The following is a 20,688-nucleotide window of genomic DNA, read 5'->3' on the forward strand; positions in this document are numbered from 1 at the left end:
ATAAGGCGGAACGAAAATTCGACTTGGGTTATTCTCAGTCTCATGACCGACCAGAGCCCCTTCGCCGCTTTCGCCCCCGCCATCCGCCAGCCCACCCCGCTGCGGCAGGCTATCACCGCCGCCTACCGCCGCGACGAGGCGGAAGCGCTGGCGCCGCTGATCGCATCGGCGACATTGCCCGACGACATGCGCGCGGCCATCGCAAATACCGCCCGCACTCTCGTCACCGCGCTGCGCGCCAACCACAAAGGCACCGGCGTCGAAGGGCTGGTGCAGGAATATGCGCTGTCCAGCCAGGAAGGCGTGGCGCTGATGTGCCTGGCCGAAGCGCTGCTCCGTATTCCCGACACCGCCACCCGCGATGCGCTGATCCGCGACAAGATCGCCGATGGCGACTGGGGCGCGCATCTGGGCGGCGACAAGTCGCTGTTCGTCAACGCCGCCACCTGGGGCCTGGTCGTCACCGGCAAGCTGGTGGGCAGCGTCGATGACCGTGGTCTCGGCGCGGCGCTGACCCGCCTTGTCGCCCGCGCCGGCGAGCCGGTCATCCGCCGCGGCGTGGATCTGGCGATGCGGATGATGGGCGAACAGTTCGTCACCGGCGAGACGATCAAGGAAGCGCTCAAGCGGGCGAAGGAACTGGAGGTGAAGGGCTTCGCCTATAGCTACGACATGCTGGGTGAGGCTGCCACGACCGTCGCCGACGCCAGACGTTACTATGCCGATTATGAACAGGCGATCCACGCCATCGGCAAGGCGTCGGCCGGGCGCGGAATCTATGCCGGCCCCGGCATATCGATCAAACTGTCGGCCTTGCACCCGCGCTATGTCCGGGCGCAGGCCGATCGCGTGATGGGCGAATTGCTGCCGGCGGTGAAGAAGCTGGCGCTGCTGTCGAAGAGCTACGACATCGGCCTCAACATCGACGCGGAGGAGGCCGATCGGCTCGAACTGTCGCTCGACCTGCTGGAAAGCCTGGCGATCGACCCGGACCTGGCCGGCTGGAACGGGCTTGGCTTCGTGGTGCAGGGCTATGGCAAACGCTGCCCGTTCGTCATCGACTGGATCGTCGATCTGGCCCGTCGGGCCGACCGCCGGATCATGGTGCGGCTGGTCAAGGGCGCCTATTGGGATGCGGAGATCAAGCGGGCGCAGGTCGACGGTCTGCCCGACTTTCCGGTCTATACCCGCAAGGTCCATACCGATGTCGCCTATGTCGCCTGCGCGCAGAAGCTGCTGGCCGCGCCCGATGCGGTCTTCCCCCAATTCGCGACCCATAATGCCCAGACGCTCGCGACCATCTATCAACTGGCGGGGCCGGACTTTGCGATCGGCCAATATGAGTTCCAGTGCCTTCACGGCATGGGCGAACCGCTCTACGAACAGGTGGTCGGCGCCGGAAAACTGAACCGCCCCTGCCGCATCTATGCGCCGGTGGGCACGCATGAGACGTTGCTCGCTTATCTCGTCCGCCGTCTGCTGGAAAACGGCGCGAACAGCAGCTTCGTCAATCGCATCGCCGATCCCAATGTCTCGATCGAGGAAATGATCGCCGATCCGGCCGATGTCGTGCGCGCGATGGCGCATCCGGGCCATCACCACGACCAGATCGCGCTGCCGGCCGATCTCTATCCCGATCGCCGCAATTCGGATGGGCTCGACCTCAGCAATGAGGCGACGCTCGCCAGCCTGGGGGAGGCGCTGCGTCATAGTGCGGCGATCGGCTGGACAGCCATGGCTGAAGGTGCGTCCGGTCTTTCGCGCACGGTGTTCAATCCGGCCGATCATCGCGATGTGGTGGGGCGCGTCACCGAAGCATCGCTGGACGAGGCCCGCGCCGCCGCCATCCGCGCAGCCGCGTCGCGCTGGCCCGATAGCCCGGTCGCCGATCGCGCCGCGGCGCTGGACCGCGCCGCCGACGCGATGCAGGCGCGGATGCCGATCCTGCTGGGCCTGATCGTGCGCGAAGCCGGCAAGTCGCTGCCCAACGCCATCGCCGAAGTGCGCGAAGCGATCGACTTTCTTCGCTATTATGCCGCGCAGGCGCGCACGACCTTCGGTCCGGCGCAGGCCGCCTTGGGGCCGGTCACCTGCATCAGCCCGTGGAACTTCCCGCTGGCCATCTTCACGGGCCAAGTCGCCGCGGCTCTGGTCGCGGGCAATCCGGTGCTGGCCAAGCCGGCCGAGGAAACCCCGCTGATTGCGGCCGAAGCGGTCCGCCTGCTGCATGAGGCGGGCGTCCCTGCCGATGCGCTGCAACTGCTGCCCGGCGACGGCCGCATCGGCGCGGCGCTGGTCGCGGCACCTGAAACTGCCGCGGTCATGTTCACCGGATCGACCGAGGTCGCCCGCCTCATCCAGCGCCAGCTTTCCACGCGCCTGTCCGCGGATGGCAAGCCCATCCCGCTCATTGCAGAGACCGGCGGCCAGAATGCGATGATCGTGGATTCTTCGGCGCTCGCCGAACAGGTGGTGGCCGATGTCATCGCCTCCGCCTTCGACAGCGCGGGCCAGCGCTGTTCGGCGTTGCGTATCCTGTGCCTGCAGGAAGACGTCGCCGACCGGACGTTGACGATGCTCAAGGGAGCGCTCGCCGAATTGCGGATAGGTCGCACCGACGCGCTGAAGGTCGACATCGGCCCGGTCATCAGCGCGGAGGCGCGCGACGGCATCAACGCCCATATCGACGCGATGCAGGCGCTGGGCCGCAAGGTCGAACATAGTCCGCTGCCACCCGAAGCCACGCACGGCACCTTCGTTCCGCCGACGATTATCGAGATAGAGTCCATCCCCGATCTCAACCGCGAAGTCTTCGGCCCCGTTCTGCACGTCCTGCGGTTCCGGCGCGACCGGCTGGACGCGCTGGTCGACCAGATCAACGCCACCGGCTACGGCCTGACCTTCGGCCTGCATACCCGGTTGGACGAGACGGTAGCGCGGATCACGGCGCGGGTGAAGGTCGGCAATATCTACGTGAACCGCAACGTCATCGGTGCGATCGTGGGCGTGCAGCCCTTTGGCGGTTGCGGGCTGTCGGGCACCGGTCCCAAGGCTGGCGGGCCGCTTTATCTGGGGCGACTGGTCACGACGCCGCCGGTGTTCGCGGCGCGGGTCAGCCATTTGCGATCGCCGCTCCACGCCTTCGCCGACTGGCTTGAGCAGCAGTGCGAGGAGAAGGCAGCGCTTCAGGCGCGCCGCGCCGGCGATGCGTCCGCGCTGGGCGTCGAACAGGCGTTGCCGGGGCCGGTGGGCGAACGTAACATCTACGCCCTGCATCCGCGCGGCCGCATCCTGTTGCGCCCGGCGACGCGGCAGGGGCTGTTCCGCCAGATGGCCGCCGTGCTGGCCACCGGCAATCATGGGGTGGTGCAGGGGATGACGATTCCGCAGGGAATGCCCGCCGATGTCGCCGCCTGCTTCAGCACCGACGCCACCGGCCATTATGCGGCCGCGCTGGTGGAAGGGGACGCCGCCAAGGTCGCCGCTACCGCCCAGTGCGTCGCCGATCTGCCCGGCCCGATCGTGTCGGTCCATGCCGACGATCATGGCCATGGCTATTGCCTCGACCGGCTGCTGGAGGAGCAGTCGACCTCCATCAACACGACGGCGGCGGGGGGCAATGCCAGCCTGATGATGATCGGCTGATACGTCGCGCGTCTTTTCGGTCTGGCCATTGCACCTTTGGTGGCGGCGGCTATAGATTTGTCGGTCTGTTCCGGAGCGCACCCCATGGCATCTATCTCTTCTGCAAAGCCCAGCTTCGCGCCCATCAAGACGCGGCGGGCGTTCGAGATCATCTGCGAGCAGATCCGCGCGCAACTGGCGGCGGGCACGCTCAAGGCCGGAGACAAGCTGCCGGCCGAGCGCGAACTGGCGGTCGAGTTCCAGGTGAGCCGCAGCGCGCTGCGTGAGGCGTTGCGCAGTCTGGAGGTCGCCGGAATCATCCGCAATGTGAAGGGGGCGAAGGGCGGCGCATTCGTGCAGACCGCCGAGCCCGACCGGATCGTGCAGGCGATGCAGGATTATGTGCATCTGGGCGATATCTCGCTGAATGAACTGACCGAGGCGCGGTTGGCGTTGCAGGACATCATCGTGCGACTGGCCTGCGAACGGGCGACCGAGACGGATCTCGCCGATCTGGAGGCGATCGCCGAGCGGACCAAGCGGGAGACGAGCGTCGAGGCGCGATACCAGTGCGCGGCGGAATATTATGGCGTGCTGGCGCGGGCGACCAAGAACCGCATCTTCGGCATCTTCGTCGATTCCCTGTCGGCGATCCTGCATGAATTCGTGCAGGGGCCGGATTATGAGACATTGCAGCAGTCGCTGATCGAATCCCGTTTCCGGCTGGTGCGGCAATTGCGGGCGAAGGACAGCGAGGCGGCGGTGGCGGAGATGCGCAAGCATCTGGAGCGAGTGCATCGCCATGTCCGCAAGAACAGCAAGGCGGCGGCCAAGGGCTGACCTTTGCGCCTGACCGGGCGTCTGACAGGGGCGTTTGAAACAACGAGTTGGACAGTTGTACGCGATTGACGCCCCATGACCGCCATGCAATAGGTAGGACCATTAGATATTTGGTTCGACAGGCGGGTGAGGATATGGCGGAAGAGAGCAAGGCGGCGACGGTAGGCGCGCTGAACGGCGTGCGGGTGCTGGATTTCACCAGCGTCATGGCCGGACCGTTCGCGACCCGGATGCTCGCCGACCTCGGGGCCGACGTCATCAAGGTGGAGTCGCTGGAGGGCGACCAGGTGCGCGCGCGGCCGCCCAAAAGAGATGGTTTCAGCGCCTATTTCGGCAATCTCAATGCGGGCAAGCAGAGCATCGCCTGCAACCTCAAATCGCCTGAGATCATCGCCCTTATCAAGCAACTGGTCGCGACCTGCGATGTGCTGGTCGAGAATTTCCGGCCCGGCGTCATGGCGCGATTCGGGCTGGATTTCGCCGCGCTTCGCGAGGCCAATCCGCGGCTCATCTATTGTTCGATCTCCGGCTATGGCCAGACCGGGCCGAAGGCGCTGTCCCCGGCCTATGCGCCGGTGATCCATGCGGCCAGCGGGTTCGACATGGTCAATCTCCGCTATCAGGACGGCGCGGACCGGCCCGCGACCAGCGGCGTCTTCATCGCCGACGTGCTGGGCGGCACCCATGCCTTCGGCGCGATCCAGGCGGCGCTGTATCAGCGCGAAAAGACGGGCGCGGGCCAGCATATCGACCTGTCCATGCTGGAGGCGATGGTGGGGATGCTGGTGTTCGAGACGCAGGAGGCGCAATTCCCCGGCGACGCCCGGCGGCCGCTCTACACCCCGCTCAAGACCAATGATGGCTTCATCATGGTCGCGCCGACCAGTCCCCGCAATTTCGAGCAATTGACAGACGCGGTCGGTCATCCAGAATGGCGCGACGATCCGCGCTTCCTGACCAATGCCGATCGCAACGCCAATTGGGCGACGCTGCTGGCGCTGACCGAAGAATGGACGCTGGAGCGCAGCGCGGAGGAGGCCGAGGCGATTCTGTCGCGCCATGGCGTGCCCTGCGGGCGGTATCGCGAGATCGACGAATTGCTGGACGATCCGCAACTGGCGTCGCGCGGCGCCTTTGCGCAGATCAGCGATGGGGCCGGCAGCTTCAAGGTACCCAACCCCCCGTTCCGCATGAGCGGATCGCGGGTCGAGGCGCGCAACCATGTCGCGCAGCTGGGTGAGGAGGGCGCGGATATCCTCACAAAGCTGGGCGTGGACGAAAGCGCGGTGGCAGCGCTACGCGCGCGGGGCGACCTGCTGTAACAAAAGGAAACGCCACGGCGTGGTGCGCTATTCCAGTTCGTGGAAGGGTCGGATTTCGATTTCGCTCGGCCCCGGCATGGGATTGGGGCAGCGCTTCACCCAGGCGACGGCTTCATCCATATCTTTCACGTCCCAGAGCCAGAAACCCGCGACCAATTCGCGTGGTTGGGAGAATGGGCCGTTAATGACGGTGCGTTCGGCGCCATCGAAGGCGACGCGCTTGCCTTGTGAAGAGGGGGTGAGGCCATCGGCCATCACCAGGATGCCAGCGTCGCGCAATTCATCGTTAAAGCGGCCCATCGCGGCCATCATCGCGTCCGTTTCCGGCGAGGGCCGATAGCCTTTCTCGCTGTCCTCGGTCGCCTTCACCAGCACCATCACGCGCATCGCCTGTCTCCTTGCCGGGCGTTGGAACGATGGCGGGAGTGTTCGGGAATTACCGTCCCTGCGCAAATGAATTTTGGTGACAGGAAAAGGGCGGGAGGCCTGCACGCACCCCGCCCGTCTCCCTTCATCGCAGCAATTCGCGCGCGATCGTGTTCTTCTGGATTTCCGACGAGCCTTCATAAATCCGCGTGATGCGAATGTCGCGATAGAGGCGCTCGACCGCGAACCCGCGGCAATAGCCGGTGCCGCCGAAGATCTGGACCGCTGTGTCGACCGTGCGGCTGCCCGCTTCGGTGGCGAAGAGCTTGGCCATAGAGGCGAGGTCGCGGCGCTTTTCGCCCTGGTCATAGCGCCAGCAGGCGTCGAGCAGGATCAGGCGGGCGGCGCGCATGTCGGTCGCCATCGTCGCGATATAGTGGCGGATCGCCTGGAAGTCGGAGATGACGCCGCCGAAGGCGGGGCGCTGCTTGGATTCCTCGATCGCCAGTTCCAGCGCATATTCGCCCATGCCGACCGCGGTCGCGCCGACATTCATGCGGCCCTCGTTCAGTCCTTCGAGCGCATAATGGAAGCCGCGGCCCAGTTCGCCGATCAGCGCGTCAGGACCGACCTGGCATTCGTCGAAGCTGAGTTCGAAGACGCCCGGCGTTGCCGTGCCCATCAGTTCGATCGTGCCGGTGACGCTGAAACCAGGCGTATCGGCCGGCATCAGGAAGGCGGAGATGCCGCCGCGCGCGCCCGCCGATTTGTCGGTATAGGCGTAGACGATGACATATTTGGCCTTCTTGCCGTTCGAGATGAACGTCTTGCTGCCATTGATGACCCAGCCGTCGGCGTTGCGAACCGCGGTGGTGCGCATGGAGCCCGGATCGGAGCCGCTATTGGGTTCGGTGAGCGCGAAGGCGATCGGGATTTCGCCGGTCGCCATGCCGGGTAGCAGCGCCTCGCGCTGGGCTTCGGACGCATGATACATGATGTTCTTGGCGCCCGGCCCCATTAGCGGGCGCAATTCGGTCCAGAATTGGGGGGGGAGGCGGGCAAGCTCGATCTGTACCGCGGCTTGCGCGAGAGCGCCCAGCCCCAGGCCGCCATATTGTTCGGGCAGCGCCATGCCGAAATAGCCATTGTCGACCAACGTCTGGCGCACGATCGGCGGAACCACGCCGGTTTCCTGAAATTCGATTTCGTGCGGCAGCAGGTCGCGCACGATGTCGCGGGTGACGTCACAAAATTCCTTGATGTCGTCTGGCAGTTCAAAGTCCACGGGGCAGCCTCCTTATGGTTCGACTCTGATGCGCGGATGACCGCGTTGTTCATTAATGGTCCTACCATTATGACAATGGTCAGTCCATTAAATTTTATGCGCTATCGGGCGGGGATACCTGTCCTTCGGGGACGTTATTCTCTAGGGACGGAGGCACCGTCCGATGACGCAAAAGCGCGTGGGCGCAGGGTAACAAGAGTAACCGGCATGGCGACCGATCCGTTCGACCTCAATCTGCGCCACCTGCGCGCGCTGCTGGCGATCCGCGAACATGGCAGCATCACTGCTGCGGCCGATGTTGTGAGCCTGTCGCAACCAGCGCTGACCCAGGGGCTGGCGAAGCTGGAGCGGCAGTTTGGCTATACGTTTTTCGAGCGAAGATCGGGGGGCATGGTCCCTACGCCGATGGGCGAGATCGTGATCGAGCGTGCGCGTGCGGCGCTGGATCATCTGTCGCAGGCGGCCAAGGGGTTGTCGGGCGTATTCCAATATCCCGAACGACTGATGACGATGACGCAACTGCGTGCCTTTCTGGCGCTGGCGGAAGCGGGGAGTTTCGCCGCGGCGGCGCATGGCAGCAGCCTGTCGCAGACGGCGGTGCATCGCGCAGTCGGCGATCTGGAGCAGATGATCGGCGGCAAGCTGGTCGAGCGGCGCGGGCGGGCAGTGTGGCTCAATCCGGCGGGCAAGCGTCTGGCGCGCGGCACCAGGCTGGCGGTGGCGGAGATCGTCGCGGCGCTGGCCGACATGGGGCTGGACAGCGGCAGCGGCAGCGAGGTGATTTCCTTTGGCGCGCTGCCATTGGCGCGGCCCTATCTGGTGCCGGCAGCGATGGCGCGGATGGCGCGGAGCGATCCGCGTGCGGCGTTCAAGGTGCTGGAGGGGAGCTGGCGCGAACTGGTCGAGCCGTTACGCGATGGCGTGATCGACATGATCGTCGGAGCGCTGCGGCCCTATGAGATCGCCGATCTGTATCAATTGCCGTTGTCGGAGGATCGGCTGGTGATTGCGGCGGGGAGCCAGCATCCGCTCGCCGCGGTAGCGAAGCCGACGATGGCGCAATTGGCGCGCTATCCCTGGATCGTGGCGCCGGCCAATTCGCCGCTACGCGAACAGTGGGAGAAATTGTTCGGTGAGGGGACAGCGCCCGCTACCCCGATCGAATGCGGGTCGGTGATGATTATCGGACGCTTGCTGACGGAGGGGGATTTCCTGACCCTGTTGTCGCCCGATCAGGTCGCGTTGCAGATCCGCAGCGGGTTGCTGACCCAGATCGGTCCGCCGCTCGAGGGCAGCAAGCGCGTAGTGGGGATTACGACGCGCCGGAGCTGGCGGCCGACCGCGACGCAGCGGCGGTTTCTGGAAATGCTGAGCGAGGCCGCCAGGGGTGAACGGGTCGAAGGCGCGCCGCCCGATTTGCGAGAATCGGGCTGGGTATGACGCCGTCGCCTGACGGTTATTGCGGGTCGGTGGCCTGAAGCGCGGCGATCCGGCCCTTGAGCCGATCGGCGAGCGAAGGCCGGATCGGCTGTCCGGCGAGCAATTTGCGCCATGTGTTGTAGCTGATGCCGAAGCGGGCGTTGAGCGCTTCGTCGGTGCGGCCGGTGGCCAGCCTCTGCATCTGGAGGATCATGTCCTCCCCCAGATGCACCCCATTGCTATTGCTGTTCTGCTGCACGGTGCGCGCCCTAGTCCAGGTTGATCCAGACCGCCTTGGTCTCCAGATAATCCTCGATATGGTGAGGCCCGGATTCCCGGCCGAAGCCGCTCATCTTGTAGCCGCCAAAGGGGACGGCGGGGTCGAGCATCTGGTAGCAATTGACCCAGACCGATCCCGCGCGGATGCCACGCGCCATGCGATGGGCGGTGCCGAGGTCGCGGGTCCACACGCCGCTGCCGAGACCGAATTCGGTGGCGTTGGCGCGGGCCAGCACCTCTTCCACCGTGTCGAAGGTGAAGGCGGAGAGGACGGGGCCGAAAATCTCCTCGCGCGCGATCGTCATGTCGTCGGCGACATGGGTGAAGATGGTGGGCTCGATGAAATAGCCCGCGTCATAGTCCGCGCCGCTCATGCGGCCGCCGCCGGTCAGGGGGCGGGCGCCCTCCGTGCTGGCGCCGTCGATGAAGGCGAGGATCTTGTCCATCTGGGGCGCGGAGACGACCGGTCCCATCTGGGTGGTAGGGTCAAGCGGATCGCCGACCTTGATCGTCCTGGTGAAGGCGGCGAGGCGCTCCATGAATTCGTCATGGATCGGGCTTTGCACGAATAGGCGGGTGCCCGCGCTGCAAATCTGGCCGGCATTGGCGAAGACCGCCATGGCGGCGGCGGGGACCGCCTTGTCGAGATCGGCGTCGGCGAAGACGATGTTGGGCGATTTGCCGCCCAGTTCGACGGTGACGCGCTTCATCGTCGGGGCGGCGGCGTGGAGGATTTTCTCGCCGACGCCTGTGGAGCCGGTGAAGGCGATCTTGTCGACGTCCGGGTGGCTGGAGAGCGCCGCGCCCGCGTCGCCCAGCCCGGTGACGACGTTGATGACGCCTTCGGGCACGCCGGCTTCCAGGCAAAGCTCGCCGAAACGGAGTGCGGACAGGGGCGTCTGTTCGGCGGGCTTCATGACCAGGGTGCAGCCCGTGGCGAGGACCGGGCCGGCCTTCCACACCGACATGCCGATCGGGCCGTTCCAGGGATTGATCGCCGCAACCACGCCGATCGGTTCCTTGAGCGTGTGGGACAGGACATCGCCGGGGGCATTATTGTCGATCGTGTCGCCAGTGATGAGCATCGCCTGGCCCGCATAATAGCGCAGCAGCGCGCCGGCGCGGGCCTTGCCCATGATGGTGCGGCTGTAGGGCGCGCCGAGGTCGAGCGTGTCGAGCATCGCCAGCTCTTCATAATGCGCTTCGACCAGATCGGCGAGGCGCAGCATGATGCGCTGGCGCTCGACCGGCTTCATGCGGCGCCATGGCCCTTCGAACGCGGCGCGGGCGGCCTTGACCGCGCGGTCCACATCTTCGGCGCCGCCCTGCGCGATCGTGGCGAGCAGCTCGCCGGTGGCGGGGTTGCGGGTTTCGAAGCGCTTGCCCGACAGGGCCGGGACGCGCTGGCCGCCGATCAGCATGTCCTGTTCAAGCGTGTCGAGCAGAGCGGGGCGGGGGGGAATGGTCATCAGGGTCATGGCTAGTCTCTCCGGGCCGCGATCAGGCGGCGATATTCGAGGTAATGGCATCTTCCAGGATGAAGCGGGCGGCGCGCTGCGCGATCATCATGGTGGGGGCGGAGGTGTTGCCGCTGATGATCGCCGGCATGACAGACGCGTCGACGACGCGCAGGCCGGATACGCCGCGCACGCGCAGGCGGGCGTCCACGACCGCCATCGGGTCGCTGTCCGGTCCCATTTTGCAGGTGCCGGTCGGGTGATAGGCGGTGTTGACGATCTTGCGCAGGGCGGCGTCGATCTCCGCGTCGCTCTGGTGCTGGATGCCCGGTTCGATCTCCGCGCCGGTCATGGCAGCCAGCGCGGGCTGGGCGAAGATGCGGCGGGCTTCGCGGAAACCGGCGATCAGCGTCTTCATGTCATAGGGATCGGCGAAGAAATTGGGATCGATCACCGGCTTGTCCTCCGGCCGGTTGCTCGCCAGGCGCACCGAGCCGGCGCTTTTGGGGCGCAGCAACTGGATCAGGCCCATATAGCCGTGGGGGCGGGGAACCGAGCGGGCGTCGAGCTTCAGACCCGCAAGGAAGGTGATCTGGATATCGGGGCGGCCGCTGCCGTCGGTGCAGAGGAAGCCGCCGGCTTCCGCGACGTTGGAGGCCAGCATCCCTTCGCGCTTCAACAGATATTTGATCGGGCTGAACAGGATGCGGGGCAGCACCCTGGCCGAGACGGCGTAGGATTCGGCCGTAGGGTTTTCCATCGCGACATGGACGGTCGGATGATCCTGCAAATGCTGGCCGACGCCGGGGAGGTGATGGACGACATTGATCCCCATCTCGCGCAGATGGGCCTGCGGACCGATGCCCGACAGCATCAGCAGTTGCGGCGAATTGGTCGCGCCGGCGCACAGGATGATCTCCCGCTTCGCGCCGATCGTGTGGCGCGCGCCGTCCTTCTCGATCTCCAGCCCGATTGCGCGGCCGCGATCGAACAGGATGCGGCGAACCAGGGTTTCGTCGAGGATGGTGAGGTTCGGGCGCTTGATTGCGGGATGGAGGAAGGCGCGGGCGCTCGACAGGCGGGTGCCGTTGCGCTGGTTGAGGTCGTAGCGGCCAAAGCCGTCCTGCCGATCGCCCGCGAAATCGTCATTGCGGTGATGGCCCGCCTGCGTGGCGGCGTCCACGATGGCGGCGCTGACCGGGTTCCAGCTTTTGGGCTTCTGCACGTCCAGTTCGCCGCCCTTGCCATGCCAGGGCTTGTCGGGGCCGGCATAATTTTCGACCGCCTTGAAGGCGGGAAGGACGTCGTCATAGGACCAGCCTGTGTTGCCCTCCGCCGCCCAGGCTTCGTAATCCGCCTTCTGCCCGCGAATATAGACGCCGCCATTGATGGCGCTGCAGCCGCCGAACAGCTTGCCGCGGGGAAAATTGATTTGGCGGTTGTTGACGGCCGCGTTGCCGGAGAGCGACTGTTTCCAGTTATATTTTTCGTGCGGCAGCAGGAAGATGTTGCCGACGGGCATGGCGGTCTTGAGGTTGACGGGCCATTTCCTGTCGGACGGTCCGGCCTCGATCAGGACGACGCGGTTGGCCGGGTCGGCGGACAGGCGGTTGGCCATCAGGCTGCCGGCCGAGCCGGAGCCGATCACGATATAGTCGAAACTGTCGCTCATATATGCGCGTCCTTGCGGCCGAGCGCGGGCACATGGCCCCGCACGGCGATGAAACCCAGGGCGTTGACCAGCATCAGGGCGGCGAGCGCGCCGAAGAAGCCGAGATTGCCCCAGTCGATGAGGAGGGCACCGGCCACCGCGCTGACGATCGCACCGACACGGCCGGCCGCGCCCATGAGGCCGAGGCCGCGGGCGCGCAGGCCAGTGGGGAAGGCGTGGGCGCCGACCGCGAACATGGCGGACTGGGCGGCGCTGGCGAACAGGCCGAGCGCGCCGAGGCAGGCGAGGACGGCCGCTTCGTTGCGGCCGCCGCTGATGGGAAGGAGGGCGAGCGTGGCGCAGACGGCCGCGCCGACGATCGCCATCAGGATCAGCACCGGGCGCGATCCGAAGCGGATGATGGCGAGGCTGGCGATCATCGCGCCTATGGTGCCGCCCATGTTGAAGCTGGTGAGGCCCAGGCTCGCGGTCTGGAGGCCGAAGCCCGCGCTGTTCAGCATCGTGGGCGCCCAGTTGAACATGAGGTAGATCATGAACATGCCCGAGAACATCGCGACCGCCAGCGCCAGCGTGTCGCGCAGCAATGCGGCGCCGAACAGGTTGCGCATCGGTTCGTAGCGGGGCGCCTCCCCCGGGGCGAGCGGGACATGGGCGGCCGCGGCGGGATCGGGATGGCCGATGCGGCGCAGGATGCGGTCGAGTTCGGCGGCGCGGTCTGGCCGTTCGGCGAGATAGCGCGGGGATTCCGGCAGGATGAACCACAGCCAGGTGACGAAGATCATTGTCACGACCCCGCCAATATAGAAGAGCCAGCGCCATCCGAGGCCCGGCAAGATCAGGGCTGCCGCCACGCCGCCCAATATGCCGCCGATCGAAACGCAGACGACGCCGAAGGTGACGGCGACGCTGCGCCAGCGGACCGGGGTGAACTCCGCGATCATGGCGCTGGCGGTGCCTGGGACGCCGCCCAGGCCGACGCCCGCCAGCGTCTTCAAGGCGGCGACCTGCCACAGCGCGTCGGTGAAGCCGGTGGCCAGCGTTGCGATGCCGAATATGGCGACGCCGATGATGAGTGCGCCGCGGCGGCCGAAACGATCGCCGACCCAGCCCGACGTCAGCGTGCCGATGGCCATGCCGACGAAGCCGAGCGCGAAGACGGAGCCGAGCGCTTCGCGCCCGATGCCCCATTCCCTGAGCAGCGACGGTGCGGCGAGGCCGAGCATCTGGTTGTCGAGGCCGTCGAGGACGACGGTCGCGGCGATCATCAGCACCGACCAGATCTGGTAGGACGACATGGGTATGTCGTCCAACATGCCTCTAGTGCTGCTGCCTTCTATCGTGGCGACCGCCAAGATCGTCTCCTTGAGCCTTTGGGCCGTTTGCGACCGCTTCATTCATTTGCCGGTGTAACATTGAGAAACCGGAATATCGCAATCAGATGTCGAGGACGAGGTTTGCCGTTTTCGATCCCGAGCAGCAGACCATGATCGACTTGTTGGCGGCCTTGTCATCATCGCTGAGGAAATGGTCGCGATGGTCGGGGATGCCGTCCAGCACCTTGACCTCGCACGTGCCGCAAATCCCTTCCGAGCAGGCGAAGCCGACATTGACCCCGGCGCTCAGCAGCGCGTCGAGCATCGTTTCGCCTTCCTCGACCGCGATGGTCTTGCCGCTCCTGGCGAGTTCCAGCGTGTAGCCACCCTCGGTCGCCATTTCGGTTTCGGCCGAGAAATATTCGATATGGGCGTGGCCTTTGGGCCGGTCGGCATTGATCGCGACGAAGGCGTCGAGCATCCCGCCCGGACCGCAGCAATAGAGATGCGCATCGGCGGGCGCGGCGGCGCAGATGGCCTTCAAGTCCAGGCGACGACCGCCGGGGATGCCGTCATAGGCGATTTCTACCCGGTCGTGATCGGACAGGCGATCGACATAGGCGGCGCGCTCAGGCGATGCGGCTACATAATGGAGTTCCCAGCTTTTGCCGAGCTTCTCCAGCCGCGCGATCATCGGCAGCATCGGCGTGATACCGATCCCGCCGCCGATCATGACGGTGTGGCTGGCATCTTCCACCATCGGGAAGTTGTTTTTCGGTTCGGAGATGTCGAGGATCTGGCCGACCTGCCATTTTTCATGGATGTGGCGCGATCCGCCCCGGCCGTCGATCGCATGATGGACGGCGATCTCATAATAGCCGCGGATCGCGGGGTCGTTCACCAGCGAATAGCTGCGCGCCAGGCCGGGCGACAACTGCACATCGACATGGGCGCCCGGATCGAACGCGGGCATCAGCCCGCCATCGACGGGTTCGAGGATGTAGCTGTTGATGCCCTCGGCTTCCCAGCGGATATTCTTCAGTCTTGCGCGCATCACCCTCTCCGTCCGGTGCGATGCGTCTCATGGCAGGGCCGGGGCGCCATGGATCGGCGAACCGGACAAACCGCAATGCGTTTCGTCACCTGTATAGTCCTTGTCCGGGGAGCCGGGGCATGGATCGCCCCGGTCCTTGTCGTCATGTCACTCAGCCGCTTCGACCTTGTCGGGCCAGCGCACCGCCTTGGCCAGCGCCGATTCATAGGCATTGGCGAGCGTGTCGCTGGGATCGTGCAGGAAGGAGCCTGCGCGCGCCCGGTAGAAGATGCTGGGATCTTCGATGCCCGGCGGCAGCGTGCCCTTGTTGGCGAGCGCGCGGGCGGCAAGCAGCACGCGGCGGCGAACGCGGGCGATCATCTGGTCGGTCGGCGCCAGATTTTCAAAGCTGTGGTCGGTGATCGGCCCCATGCTTTCGGTCACCGCCTGATCCTGCATCGTGATATTGGCGATGCCGGTGAACTGGGTGCCGTTGCGCTGGGTTTCGCGGTCGATCGCCCAGTCGTTCTTCTCGCTGTCGGGCGAGCGCCAGCGGCCGTACCAGTCGGTCGTGTTAGGCGCATATTCGAGCGGCGCGAACAGCGGCGTGCCGTCCTTGAGCGTCGAGGTATAAGCGGGGTTGCCCGCATCGACGCCGCAGGTGATGTCGAACAGCATCGAATGCTCGTCGTCCATCGGCACCCAGGCGCGGGCGATGGCGCGGGTCGCGAAACGATTGTTCGGCGTCTGTGTCCAGAAGGGGAACATATAATGGGCGACGCGCCAGCTCATCTGGCCGTCGTCGTTCGGGCGATAGCCGCCATACATGACACCCCAGTCGGCCTGCGCGACTTCATAGTCGGGCGCGCGGTTGAGGACGGTCGGGCGCATAGGATGGTCTTCATCCAGATCGTCCGCCTCGATCGAACCGACATGCAGGAAGCCGACATGGCTGGTGTCGATGTCGCCTTCCAGCGCCTGGAGCCAGTTGCAGTCGCGTTGCAGGCACCAGATTTCGGCGTCCGGGTGCATCGTCGCCTCGATTTCGGGCAGCGGCGGCGGGGCGGACTGGTTCTCGCCCATATAGACCCAGATCAGGCCGTTCGCCTCGTGGGTCTTGTACGCCTTGGCATGGACCTTTTCCTTGAAGTCCATGCGCGCGGGGACCGACGGCATGTCGACGCACTTGCCGTCGACGTCGAACTTCCAGCCATGATAGACGCAGCGTATGCCGTTTTCCTCGTTGCGGCCGATAAACAGCGACGCGCAGCGATGGGGGCAGCGGTGGTCCATGATGCCGACCCGGCCGCTGCTGTCGCGGAAGGCGATCAGCTTTTCGCACAGAATCATCAGGCGCACCGGGTCGCCATCGGCCTTCACCTCGGAGGACAGGACGGCGGGCAGCCAATATTGGCGCATCATCGTGCCCATGACCGTGCCCGGTCCAACCCTGGTCATGTCGGCGCTATCAGTGGACTGCATGAGTTTTCAGCCTCTTCCTTGCTTTTCGTTATCGGCGCGGCTTGAATCGAAGCCAGTGCCATTCCCTGATCCCTGACTAGAGGGTCGCAGCCGCCTGCCCCAATCGGAATGTGGTCGGACCATTCAATAATCGGGACGATACTATTGCACCCATTTCCTTTTTGCTGCTTCACGCTCCCCAGGCGGCGTCAAGCCGTGTCGTTAAGGGAGAGTCCGGGTAATGATTTTCAGCTTTAAAACATCCTCCGCGCTGGGCGCGATCATCGCCGTGATGGCGGCTGCCCCCGCCTTTGCGCAGGCCGATCAGCCAGCCCCGCAACAGGCCGCACAACAAGATGCTCTGTTCCCGGAAGATATCGTCGTCACTGCCGAGCGTCGCGAATCGACGGTGCGTGAAGTGCCCTTTTCGATTGCAGCCTTTGGCGGCGAACTGCTGCGCGAGGCGCAGGTCTACAGCCCGGCGGCCCTGACACAGCAGATGCCCGGCATCACCGTCAATACGGCCGACAAGTCGCTGTCGATCGTCGCGATCCGCGGCAATGTGTCGACCTTCCGTACCGCCACGCTGGATACGCCGGTCGCCTATTTCATGGACGACGTCTATTATGTGTTCAACAACGATCTGAACGCGAACTTCTACGACACCGATCGCGTCGAAGTGCTGCGCGGGCCGCAGGGCACCTTGTTCGGACGCAATGTTGTGGGCGGTGCGATCGCCGTTATCACTAAGAATCCCGACTTCAAGGATGATTATTACGCCCAGATCACCGGCGGCAATGGCGGCTATGTGCGCACCGAAGGCATGGTCAACGGCACGCTGGTCGACGACAAGATCGCCGGCCGCTTCGCGTTCAGCACCGAACATAATGACGGACTGATCGACACGCCGAACCAGTCGGGCAGCTATGGCAAGTCGGACAGCTATTCGGCCCGTGGTAAATTGCTGTTCCAGCCGACGGACACGCTCAAGATCGTCCTGTCGGGCGATTATAGCTATACCAAGGGCAATGGCGGCGCGATCCAGCTCGGCATCGGCGGCAATCAAGTCATTCCCGATACGTTCGGCGATTTCAGCGACGACAAGTGGACGAATAACGACTTCGTGTCCTCGCCCTATCGCCAGCGTCTGCGCGGCGGCTATTTGCGCGGCGACCTCGACCTGCTGGGCGGCACGCTGACGTCGATCACCGGCTATCGCATGAATGACAGCCGCGCGATCAACGACGACGTGCCGGTTGGCACCGAAGTTCCCGTGTTCGACCGCCGCCAGGTGGTGAAAAACCGCAGCTTCACGCAGGAAGTCCGCTTCGCCTCGGCGCCGGGCCGCTTCTCCTATGTGGTCGGGGCCTATTTCCTGTCGGCCGATGTTTCGACCACCAACATCTTCTTCTACAGCCCGCTGCCGGGTTCGGCGGTCAATGCCGGCGTCCGGCGCAATCCGGACGTGACCAACATCACCCGCGTCCAGGAAGGCAATGTCCGCAGCCTGGCCGTGTTCGGCGAAGCGACCTTCGAGATCACCGACAAGCTGGCGGTCGTGGCCGGCGGCCGCTACACGTCGGACCGCAAGAAGATCGACTATCACGCCTTCTCCACCACCGACGCCGGCGCGATCCCGGGCTTCGGCTTCCCCGGCGAGGTGTTCGCGTCGGGCGGCAAGACCTGGGACGCCTTCACCCCGCGCTTCACGCTGAAGTTCGAGCCGATGGACAAGGTCAACATGTATGCGACCTATGCCAAGGGCTTCAAGTCGGGCGGCTTCGTCGACAATGCCTATCGCAACCCGACCATCCCGCTGGAACCGGAAAAGGCCGAGAATTACGAGATCGGCGCCAAGTCGCGGCTGTTCGACAACAAGCTGGACCTGAACGTCGCGCTGTTCCGGCAAACGACCAAGAATCTCCAGAATTTCTCCGGCGCGGGCGGTATCGCGCATACCTATAACGGCACGCTCAAGATGAAGGGGCTGGAGGTCGAATCCGTGATCCGTCCGGTCGAGGATCTGCGCCTGACCGCCAACTACACGCATCTGGTCGGCAAATATACGTCGCTGCGTGATCCGCTGGTGAACCTCGATTATTCGGGCAACCCGGCCAAGTTCGCGCCGCGCGACAGCTTCACCGTGGGTGCGGCCTATACCGGGCGCCTGGGCAATGGCGCGACGCTGACGCCGCAGGCGGACTTCAATTTCTCCACCCGCATCTCGACCGATGATGCGAACACGCTGCGCCTCTACGACAATCTGCACGAGGATACCCGCGGGCGGACGCTCAATGCACGGCTCAATTACGAGACGGCGGACGGGCGGTTCCAGATCGGCTTGTGGGGCAAGAACCTCACCAACAACTATCAGATCGTCAATGCGGACGACATCACCGCCTTCCTCGCGGTGCCCGGCAACGGCACGACCTATTGGAAGATTTTCACCAACACGCCGCGGACCTACGGCCTGACGCTGTCGTTCCGTCACTAATGATATGGGCGGGGAGGGCGATGCCTTCCCCGCTTTTTCTTTTGCCAGTTTCAGGACGGACCTATGACCGATCAATTCACCCTTCCCGCCAATGGCAGCTTTTCCTTCGCAGGGCGCGCCGCCTTGGTGACCGGCGGCGGCCGGGGCGTGGGAGAGGCGGTGGCGCGCGAAATCCATGCCGGTGGCGGGCGCGTGGCGGTGAGCGACGTCGATATCGATGTCGCGCAGGCGGTGGCGGCTTCGCTGGATCCGTCGGGCGAAACGGCGATCGCCCTGACGCTGGACGTGCGGGAAAAGGATCATTTCCTGGCCGCGCGGGACAAGATGGCGGCCCTTTGGGGCAAGGTCGATATTGTGGTGAACAATGCGGGCTTCGCCAAGCGCACGCCGACGCAGGATATATCACCCGAAGAATTTGACGCGATCGTCCAGATCAACATGCGCAGCGTGTTCCTGAGCTGCCAGATATTCTCCGAACATATGCGCGAAAATGGCTATGGCCGGATCGTCAACATCACTTCGCTCGCCGGGCAGAATGGCGGGACGGTCGCCTCCCCCCATTATGCCGCGTCGAAGGCCGGGGCGATCATGCTGACCAAATATTTCGCGCGCTATCTGGCCGGGACCGGCGTGACCGTGAACGCCATCGCGCCGGGACCGATCGACACCGCCAAGGCGCGCCTGTCGGCCGAACAGATCGCGCGGGTCGAGGGCGAAGTGCCGGTCGGCCGCTTCATGGCAGTGGGCGAGATCGCGGCCGCGACGGCGCTGCTGGCGTCGGACCGGGGCGGGTTCTTCGTCGGCGCGACGCTGGACATGAACGGGGGGCTGTATTTGCGGTGATCCCGCTTTGCCATATTCATTTCCCGCTTTTCTTATGGCTTTATGGGATTGCGATTGGCGGTTCGGTACCGGGCATCCATAATCATGCCCAACAATAGGGTAGCGCCGGAGCGATGCACCGCCCGGCCGGACAATGGAGAGCAGCATGTTCATCTACAACGCATGGTATGTGGCCGCCTTCGCCGCCGATATCGAACCGGGCAAGACGCTGGGGCGCAAATATCTGAACAAGGCGGTCGTGCTGTTCCGCACCGAAAGCGGGGAAATCGCCGCGCTGGAGGACCGGTGCAGCCATCGCGCCATGCCGTTGTCCGCCGGCCATGTCGACGGCGACGTCATCCGTTGCTGCTATCATGGCGTCGAGTTCAACGGGAAAGGCGCCTGTACCCGTATCCCCAACCAGGCGCGCATCCCCGCGTCCGCCAATGTCCGCCATTATCCCGTGGTGGAGAAGGATCATCTGATCTGGATATGGATGGGCGAACCGGCGCTGGCCGATCCTTCGATCATCGTCGATAGCCCCGAACATAATGATCCGGCCTGGACCTGGCGCCCCTATAATTTTCCGGTGAAGGCCAACTGGCAGCTCATTATCGACAATATCATGGACCTGACCCATGTGCCCTATATCCATGCGCGCACGATCGGCGGGAACCCGGAGCAGCATTATAATGCCGACACCAAGGTCGAGTTTGACGGCCGCAAGGTGACGCTGTTGCGCAAAATGCCCAATTCGGTGCCGCCCAAATCCTATATCGATGCTGGCGGCTTCAAGGGCCGGGTCGATCGCTGGCAGGAGGTGCGGTTCGAGCCGGGCATCGGCATGACCTGCCGTGTCAATGCCGGTGGCTGCGAGGTGGATACCGGCGCCTATGAGGGCAAGCGCGACAATGGCTTCATGCTGGCGAACAATCATTTCATCACGCCGGAGACGGAAACGACCAGCCATTATCTCTGGACCATCTGCACCACCGCGCCCAAGGAAAGCGGCGTTCCGGACGTGCTGTTCGACCAGTTTTTCGATACTATCACCGAGGATGAGGAAACGCTGCAGGCGCAGCAGGCGCGCATCGATGACGAACCGGAGCGGCCCTTTGTCGGCATCGCCAGCGACGGCGCGGTCAACCAGGCGCGCCGCCTGCTGAGCGCGATGCAGGAAGCGGAGGAAGGCGCGAAGGTCGCGGCCTGACGGTCTTATGCCCTCCGTTCGCAACGAATGGAGGGCGTTTCCATTGCGTATGGCCTGCACATAGCGGCTTGCTCCGTTCGATCCGCCATGC

15 protein-coding genes are annotated in these 20,688 nt (G+C 64.8%); 7 read left to right on the forward strand and 8 right to left on the reverse strand.

Annotated features, from left to right (window positions below; all coding sequences use genetic code 11):
- Positions 1-42: 42 nt before the first annotated feature.
- From putA to K9B33_RS00460, 3 genes are all read left to right on the forward strand, one after another.
- Entirely contained in the window at positions 43-3,645 is a 3,603-nt protein-coding gene (gene putA / locus K9B33_RS00450; protein ID WP_224545840.1) for a trifunctional transcriptional regulator/proline dehydrogenase/L-glutamate gamma-semialdehyde dehydrogenase, read from the forward strand.
- Between the two features lie 84 nt (positions 3,646-3,729).
- Positions 3,730-4,464 (forward strand): FadR/GntR family transcriptional regulator, encoded by a 735-nt coding sequence (locus K9B33_RS00455; RefSeq protein WP_224545842.1) that lies wholly within the window; start codon positions 3,730-3,732, stop codon positions 4,462-4,464.
- 134 nt (positions 4,465-4,598) lie between these two features.
- The gene (locus K9B33_RS00460) at positions 4,599-5,786 is read left to right on the forward strand and encodes a CaiB/BaiF CoA transferase family protein (protein ID WP_224545844.1); all 1,188 of its coding nucleotides are present in this window, start codon (positions 4,599-4,601) and stop codon (positions 5,784-5,786) included.
- 27 nt (positions 5,787-5,813) lie between these two features.
- Here K9B33_RS00460 and K9B33_RS00465 read toward each other — a convergent pair whose 3' ends face one another.
- Complete coding sequence (locus K9B33_RS00465) at positions 5,814-6,173, reverse strand: YciI family protein (protein WP_224545846.1); 360 nt, start codon at positions 6,171-6,173, stop codon at positions 5,814-5,816.
- A 124-nt stretch (positions 6,174-6,297) separates the two neighbouring features.
- Positions 6,298-7,437, reverse strand: a complete 1,140-nt coding sequence (locus tag K9B33_RS00470) for an acyl-CoA dehydrogenase family protein (RefSeq protein ID WP_224545848.1) — start codon at positions 7,435-7,437, stop codon at positions 6,298-6,300.
- A 207-nt stretch (positions 7,438-7,644) separates the two neighbouring features.
- Here K9B33_RS00470 and K9B33_RS00475 point away from each other — a divergent pair, with 207 nt between their 5' ends.
- Positions 7,645-8,877 carry a LysR family transcriptional regulator gene (locus K9B33_RS00475; protein WP_224545849.1) on the forward strand — a complete coding sequence of 411 codons (1,233 nt, stop codon included), beginning with the start codon at positions 7,645-7,647 and terminating at the stop codon, positions 8,875-8,877.
- A 16-nt stretch (positions 8,878-8,893) separates the two neighbouring features.
- Here K9B33_RS00475 and K9B33_RS00480 read toward each other — a convergent pair whose 3' ends face one another.
- The 6 genes from K9B33_RS00480 to K9B33_RS00505 all read right to left on the reverse strand — a co-directional run bounded on the left by K9B33_RS00480 (position 8,894) and on the right by K9B33_RS00505 (position 16,092).
- The gene (locus K9B33_RS00480) at positions 8,894-9,115 is read right to left on the reverse strand and encodes a hypothetical protein (RefSeq protein WP_224545851.1); all 222 of its coding nucleotides are present in this window, start codon (positions 9,113-9,115) and stop codon (positions 8,894-8,896) included.
- Positions 9,116-9,125: 10 nt separating this feature from the next.
- A complete protein-coding gene (locus K9B33_RS00485; RefSeq protein ID WP_224545853.1) occupies positions 9,126-10,613 on the reverse strand; it encodes an aldehyde dehydrogenase family protein in 1,488 nt (495 codons plus the stop codon).
- A 22-nt stretch (positions 10,614-10,635) separates the two neighbouring features.
- Positions 10,636-12,264, reverse strand: coding sequence for a GMC family oxidoreductase (locus K9B33_RS00490; RefSeq protein WP_224545855.1), 1,629 nt, complete (start codon positions 12,262-12,264; stop codon positions 10,636-10,638).
- Positions 12,261-13,616, reverse strand: a complete 1,356-nt coding sequence (locus tag K9B33_RS00495; protein ID WP_224545857.1) for an MFS transporter — start codon at positions 13,614-13,616, stop codon at positions 12,261-12,263. Before K9B33_RS00495 ends, K9B33_RS00490 begins: the two co-directional genes overlap by 4 nt.
- A gap of 82 nt (positions 13,617-13,698) precedes the next feature.
- Complete coding sequence (locus K9B33_RS00500) at positions 13,699-14,631, reverse strand: PDR/VanB family oxidoreductase (RefSeq protein WP_224545859.1); 933 nt, start codon at positions 14,629-14,631, stop codon at positions 13,699-13,701.
- A gap of 147 nt (positions 14,632-14,778) precedes the next feature.
- Complete coding sequence (locus K9B33_RS00505; RefSeq protein ID WP_224545861.1) at positions 14,779-16,092, reverse strand: Rieske 2Fe-2S domain-containing protein; 1,314 nt, start codon at positions 16,090-16,092, stop codon at positions 14,779-14,781.
- A gap of 220 nt (positions 16,093-16,312) precedes the next feature.
- Here K9B33_RS00505 and K9B33_RS00510 point away from each other — a divergent pair, with 220 nt between their 5' ends.
- The 3 genes from K9B33_RS00510 (at position 16,313) to K9B33_RS00520 (ending at position 20,597) form a co-directional block, all read left to right on the forward strand.
- Complete coding sequence (locus tag K9B33_RS00510; RefSeq protein ID WP_224545863.1) at positions 16,313-18,565, forward strand: TonB-dependent receptor; 2,253 nt, start codon at positions 16,313-16,315, stop codon at positions 18,563-18,565.
- A gap of 63 nt (positions 18,566-18,628) precedes the next feature.
- A complete protein-coding gene (locus tag K9B33_RS00515; protein WP_224545865.1) occupies positions 18,629-19,408 on the forward strand; it encodes an SDR family NAD(P)-dependent oxidoreductase in 780 nt (259 codons plus the stop codon).
- A gap of 145 nt (positions 19,409-19,553) precedes the next feature.
- Positions 19,554-20,597, forward strand: a complete 1,044-nt coding sequence (locus tag K9B33_RS00520) for an aromatic ring-hydroxylating dioxygenase subunit alpha (RefSeq protein WP_224545866.1) — start codon at positions 19,554-19,556, stop codon at positions 20,595-20,597.
- The last annotated feature ends 91 nt before the right edge of the window (positions 20,598-20,688 follow it).

The organism is Sphingobium sp. 3R8, assembly GCF_020166615.1.
In the GTDB taxonomy this organism is placed as follows: Bacteria; Pseudomonadota; Alphaproteobacteria; order Sphingomonadales; family Sphingomonadaceae; genus Sphingobium; species Sphingobium bisphenolicum.

Excerpts from the sequence above, each read along its gene's own strand:
- putA (WP_224545840.1), top strand. The coding sequence starts at position 43 with ATGACCGACCAGAGCCCCTTCGCCGCTTTCGCCCCCGCCATCCGCCAG.
- K9B33_RS00455 (WP_224545842.1), top strand. The coding sequence starts at position 3,730 with ATGGCATCTATCTCTTCTGCAAAGCCCAGCTTCGCGCCCATCAAGACG.
- K9B33_RS00460 (WP_224545844.1), top strand. The coding sequence starts at position 4,599 with ATGGCGGAAGAGAGCAAGGCGGCGACGGTAGGCGCGCTGAACGGCGTG.
- K9B33_RS00465 (WP_224545846.1), bottom strand. The coding sequence starts at position 6,173 with ATGCGCGTGATGGTGCTGGTGAAGGCGACCGAGGACAGCGAGAAAGGC.
- K9B33_RS00475 (WP_224545849.1), top strand. The coding sequence starts at position 7,645 with ATGGCGACCGATCCGTTCGACCTCAATCTGCGCCACCTGCGCGCGCTG.
- K9B33_RS00485 (WP_224545853.1), bottom strand. The coding sequence starts at position 10,613 with ATGACCCTGATGACCATTCCCCCCCGCCCCGCTCTGCTCGACACGCTT.
- K9B33_RS00490 (WP_224545855.1), bottom strand. The coding sequence starts at position 12,264 with ATGAGCGACAGTTTCGACTATATCGTGATCGGCTCCGGCTCGGCCGGC.
- K9B33_RS00500 (WP_224545859.1), bottom strand. The coding sequence starts at position 14,631 with ATGCGCGCAAGACTGAAGAATATCCGCTGGGAAGCCGAGGGCATCAAC.
- K9B33_RS00505 (WP_224545861.1), bottom strand. The coding sequence starts at position 16,092 with ATGCAGTCCACTGATAGCGCCGACATGACCAGGGTTGGACCGGGCACG.
- K9B33_RS00510 (WP_224545863.1), top strand. The coding sequence starts at position 16,313 with ATGATTTTCAGCTTTAAAACATCCTCCGCGCTGGGCGCGATCATCGCC.
- K9B33_RS00515 (WP_224545865.1), top strand. The coding sequence starts at position 18,629 with ATGACCGATCAATTCACCCTTCCCGCCAATGGCAGCTTTTCCTTCGCA.
- K9B33_RS00520 (WP_224545866.1), top strand. The coding sequence starts at position 19,554 with ATGTTCATCTACAACGCATGGTATGTGGCCGCCTTCGCCGCCGATATC.